Genomic DNA, 4188 nt, shown 5'->3' with positions numbered 1-4188 from the left:
CGCTAACCCGACCTGCGCGGCTCGGATCGGACGCGGTCGGAACAGCGTCCGATCGCTCGATTTGCCGTTCAGGCTAAGCCCCGTCGAAGCCTCGCGCTCGCTTGGAAAGGCTCTGCCCCGTAGGTCGGGTTAGCCCGCAAGGGCGTAACCCGACACCGGCAGGGCATGCAGCGCGGGACGTCGGGTGACGCTGCGCTAACCCGACCTGCGCGGCTCGGATCGGATGTGGTCGGAGGAGCGTTCTCGATAGAGGATCCGCGCCTGCATCGGCCCGCGGCCACTGGTGCGCGGGTGCGCGCCCTACGCCTTCCTGAGTTCGCGCCGCAAAATCTTGCCCACGTTGCTCTTGGGCAATTCGTCGCGGAACTCGACGTACTTGGGGCGCTTGTAGCCGGTGAGGTTGTCGTGGCAGTAGCGGATCACGTCGTCTTCGGTCAGGGCGGGGTCGCTCTTGATCACGAACACCTTGATGGACTCGCCCTGCTTCTCGTCCGGCACGCCGATGGCGGCGCATTCCATCACGCCCGGGCACAGGCTGATGACCTGCTCCAGCTCGTTGGGGAACACGTTGAAGCCGCTCACCAGGATCATGTCCTTCTTGCGGTCGATGATGCGGGTGAAGCCCCGCTCGTCCATGATGCCGACGTCGCCCGTGCGCATGAAGCCGTCGGGGGTGAACGCCTTGGCGTTCTCGTCCGGCTGGTTGTAGTAGCCGGTCATCACGTTCGGGCCGCGGATGCAGATCTCGCCGGACGCGCCCTGGGGCAGGCTGTTGCCGGCGTCGTCCTTGATGGCGATGTCGATGCCGGGCAGCGGCAGGCCGATGGTGCCGCTGAACTCAGTGCTGTCCACCGGGTTGTTGGTGCCGATGGCGCAGGTCTCGCTCATGCCCCAGCCTTCGATCATGGTGCTGCCCGTCACCTTCTGCCACTGCTTGGCCGTGCCTTCGCTGGCGGCCATGCCCCCGGCCTGCGACACGCACAGGTGCGAGAAGTCGAGCGCGCGGAACTGCGGGTTCTGCAAGAGCGCGTTGAACAGCGTGTTCACCGCGGGCAGCATGTGGAAGGGGCGCTTCTTCAGCTCGGCCACGAACTTTGGAATGTCGCGCGGGTTGGGGATGAGCGTGAGGCTGGAGCCCTGGCGGATGGCCAGCAGGCACAGCGTGAGCGCGAAGATGTGGTACAGCGGCAGCGCGGCGATGGAGTTGGCTTTGCTGACGTCACCGATCTTCGCCAGGGCCGGCGTGAACCAGGCCTCGGCCTGCAGCGTGGCGGCCACGATGTTGCGGTGGGTGAGCACCGCGCCCTTCGAGAGGCCCGTGGTGCCGCCGGTGTATTGCAGGAAGGCGATCGAGTCGAGCGTGGCCTGGCTGGGCGCGAGGGCCTTGCGCTCGCCCAGCGCCAGCGCCTTCTTGAACGTGACCACCTTGCGCCCGCCCGTCAGCGGCAGGTCGTAGGCGGGCACCATCTTGGCCAGGTGGCGCACGGCAAAGGTGATCCAGGTGCCGAACACGGCGCCCAGCAGGTCGCCCATGGAGGCCATCACCACGTGCTGCACGGCGGTGTGGTCCACCACGTCGGCCAGCGTGTGGGCGAAGTTCTCCAGGATCACGATGGCGGTGGCGCCCGAGTCCTTGAGCTGGTGCTCCAGTTCGCGCGCGGTGTACAGCGGGTTCACGTTCACGCAGGTGTAGCCTGCGCGCAGCACGGCGGCCATGGTCACGCCGAACTGCGGGATGTTGGGCAGCATGATGGCCACGCGCGCACCGGGCGCGAGGCCCAGGCTCTGCAGGTAGGCCCCCAGCGCGGCCGAGCGGCGGTCCAGCTCGCCGTAGGTCATCCACTGGTCCATGCAGACCGAGAAGGGGCTGCTGGCGTGCTTGCGAAACGACTCCTCCAGCAGATGGGCCACAGAGCGGTATTGCTCGGGCTGCACATCGTGCGGAACGCCCGGGGGGTAGCTCTTGAGCCAGATTCTTTCCATGCGCTTGGTTCCTTTTGTTGTTCTCCAGGGGCTTGCGGAGCCCAGGGCGCCGCGGCCCTGGGGGCTTGCCGGTGAAAGGGTGGGCACCGATTGTGGAAGCGCCCGGGGCCGTCCGTTACCGGGCTTGTCCTAGGGTGCGGGCCAGTTCGGTCTCGCAGGCGACAGGGGCCGCATGGAACAGCAGCTCCATCAGCGCGGTCTCCCGCTGTTCGACGGCGGCCAGGAACTGCTCCACGCCGCCGCGCTGGCGAGCGAGCTGGCCGAAGGTGTCGAACCCGGCTTCCAGGAACGTCTGCAGCGCGCCCATGCCGGCCGCGTGCGCGGGCCTGCGCATCATGCGCAGCATGGTGCGCACGCCCGGCGTGCGCGTGAGCCGCGCCAGATCGGCGCCCATGGCCAGCACGCGCTGCAGCTGCTCTTGCCGGCCGTGCGGCTGGCCCACGGCGCGCCAGGCGGCGGCGTAGCGCGCCGCGGGGCTCTGGCCACCGTCCGGCTGCGCCAGCCAGGCCCGGCCCATGTCCTGGTCCAGCGCCTCGGTTTGCGCGTGCAGCACGGCCAGCGCCACGGCCGTGGCCACCACGGGCTGGGGAAACAGCGTCTGCAGCGTGCCGGCAATGCGGCCGAACTGCTGGTCGCGCTCGCTGTAGTCGCTGTCGCTGTACAGCTCCTCCAGGAAGAACCGCGCCGCGGGGCCGGCGGCCGGCGACGCCAGCAGGTCTGCGTACGTGCCGCGAAAGCGCCGCGCCTGCAGGGTCTTGATGCCGCCCACCGCCGTGCCCAGCGCCGGGTCGCCCGTGCGGTGCAGGCGCAGGGCGGTCACGTCGGCAATGCTGTCGCGGATGGTCTGGGCGGCATCCATGGGGGCTTTCTTCTTCATGGTCGGACGGGCCGCCGCGCCAGCGGTCGGGCGCGATGGCAGGCCGCACAATGGGGCGTTGCGTTCCCTTCGTTCGTTCCTTCATTCATTACACCATCCGAAGACCACCCCATGATTGCGCGCTGGCAAAGGGCTTTCGTTCTGTTCACCCTGGCCGCCATGGCGGGCTGGCTGGCGTGGCAATGGCCGCAGTCACCCGGGCGCGCCGTGCTGGGCGCGGCGCTGCCGCTGGGCATCTACCTGCTGGTCATGGCGCTGGAGTTTGCGCTGATGCACGCGGCCAACCGCCGCGACACGGCCCCCCGGGCCCGCCTGCCGCAGGTGCTGGCCGCCTGGTGGGCCGAGGTGCGCACGGGGCTGGCCGTGTTCTGCTGGCGCCAGCCGTTTCGCCACCGCGCCCTGCCCGACTGGCTGCCCGCGCAGCCCACGGGCCGGCGCGGCGTGGTGTTGGTGCACGGCTTCATGTGCAACCGCGGCCTGTGGCTGCCCTGGTTGCCGCTGCTGCGCGAGCGCGGCCATGCGCACGTGGCCGTGAACCTGGAGCCGGCGATGGGTTCCATCGACGCGTATGCCGGCATCATCGAGAACGCCGTGCGCCAGGTGACCGCCGCCACGGGCCAGCCCCCGGTGCTGCTGTGCCACAGCATGGGCGGGCTGGCGGTGCGGGCGTGGCTGCGGGCCCACCAGGCCGATGGGCGGGTGCATCGTGTGCTGACGCTGGGCACGCCCCACGGCGGGACATGGCTGGGCCGCTTCAGCCGGGCCGTGAACGGGCGCCAGATGAGCCTGGCGGGCGACTGGGTGGTGGCGCTGCAGCGGGCAGAGCCGGCGGGGCGGGCGGCGCTCTTCACCTGCTGGTATTCGAACTGCGACAACATCGTGTTCCCGGCGACCACGGCGGCGCTGGCGGGGGCGGAGCACCGCTTTGTCGAAGGGGTGGCGCATGTGCAGATGGCGTTTGATCCGGGGGTGGTGGGGGCGTGTCTGGAGGAGATTGGGCGGGGATAGGGTTTGGGGTATTTTTGGGCTCTGACGCTTGACTGGCGGGCGCTGGCAGCTATGTTTTTGATAGTTTTTCTGGCGTAGCTGGGGTGTGTTCGTTTGTCTGTTGGTTCAGGCGGTGTGCCTTGGCTGAGGGCGGGAGCCGGGATGCGCGCCCGGCGGCGCGGTAACTTTCTCTTGTCTCGTGTTCAGACCGGACACATGGTTAACAGGTGTGCGGGGACATGGTTTACAGATTTGATTAAACGGCTTCGGTGTCGGTCAGGTCAATCACCAGACAGCGGTGATGCGCGAAGAACACTTCAAAGCAACCGTCCTTGTCCTGC

Annotated in this window: 3 protein-coding genes; 1 reads left to right on the top strand and 2 read right to left on the bottom strand. The window is 68.7% G+C overall.

The features are described from left to right. Positions 1–300 precede the first annotated feature (300 nt). A complete protein-coding gene (locus LWW96_RS22135) occupies positions 301–1983 on the bottom strand; it encodes an AMP-binding protein (RefSeq protein WP_291490046.1) in 1683 nt (560 codons plus the stop codon). A gap of 115 nt (positions 1984–2098) precedes the next feature. Next, on the bottom strand, positions 2099–2842 hold the full coding sequence (locus LWW96_RS22130; RefSeq protein ID WP_291490047.1) for a hypothetical protein: 744 nt from the start codon (positions 2840–2842) through the stop codon (positions 2099–2101). A gap of 129 nt (positions 2843–2971) precedes the next feature. On the opposite strand from LWW96_RS22130, the gene LWW96_RS22125 reads away from it, so the two are divergent. Then, positions 2972–3868 carry an alpha/beta fold hydrolase gene (locus tag LWW96_RS22125; protein WP_291490045.1) on the top strand — a complete coding sequence of 299 codons (897 nt, stop codon included), beginning with the start codon at positions 2972–2974 and terminating at the stop codon, positions 3866–3868. Positions 3869–4188 lie beyond the last annotated feature (320 nt).

It is taken from the genome of Acidovorax sp., assembly GCF_021287135.1.
In the GTDB taxonomy this organism is placed as follows: Bacteria; Pseudomonadota; Gammaproteobacteria; order Burkholderiales; family Burkholderiaceae_C; genus Acidovorax.
This window is presented reverse-complemented; position numbering and strand designations above follow the sequence as displayed.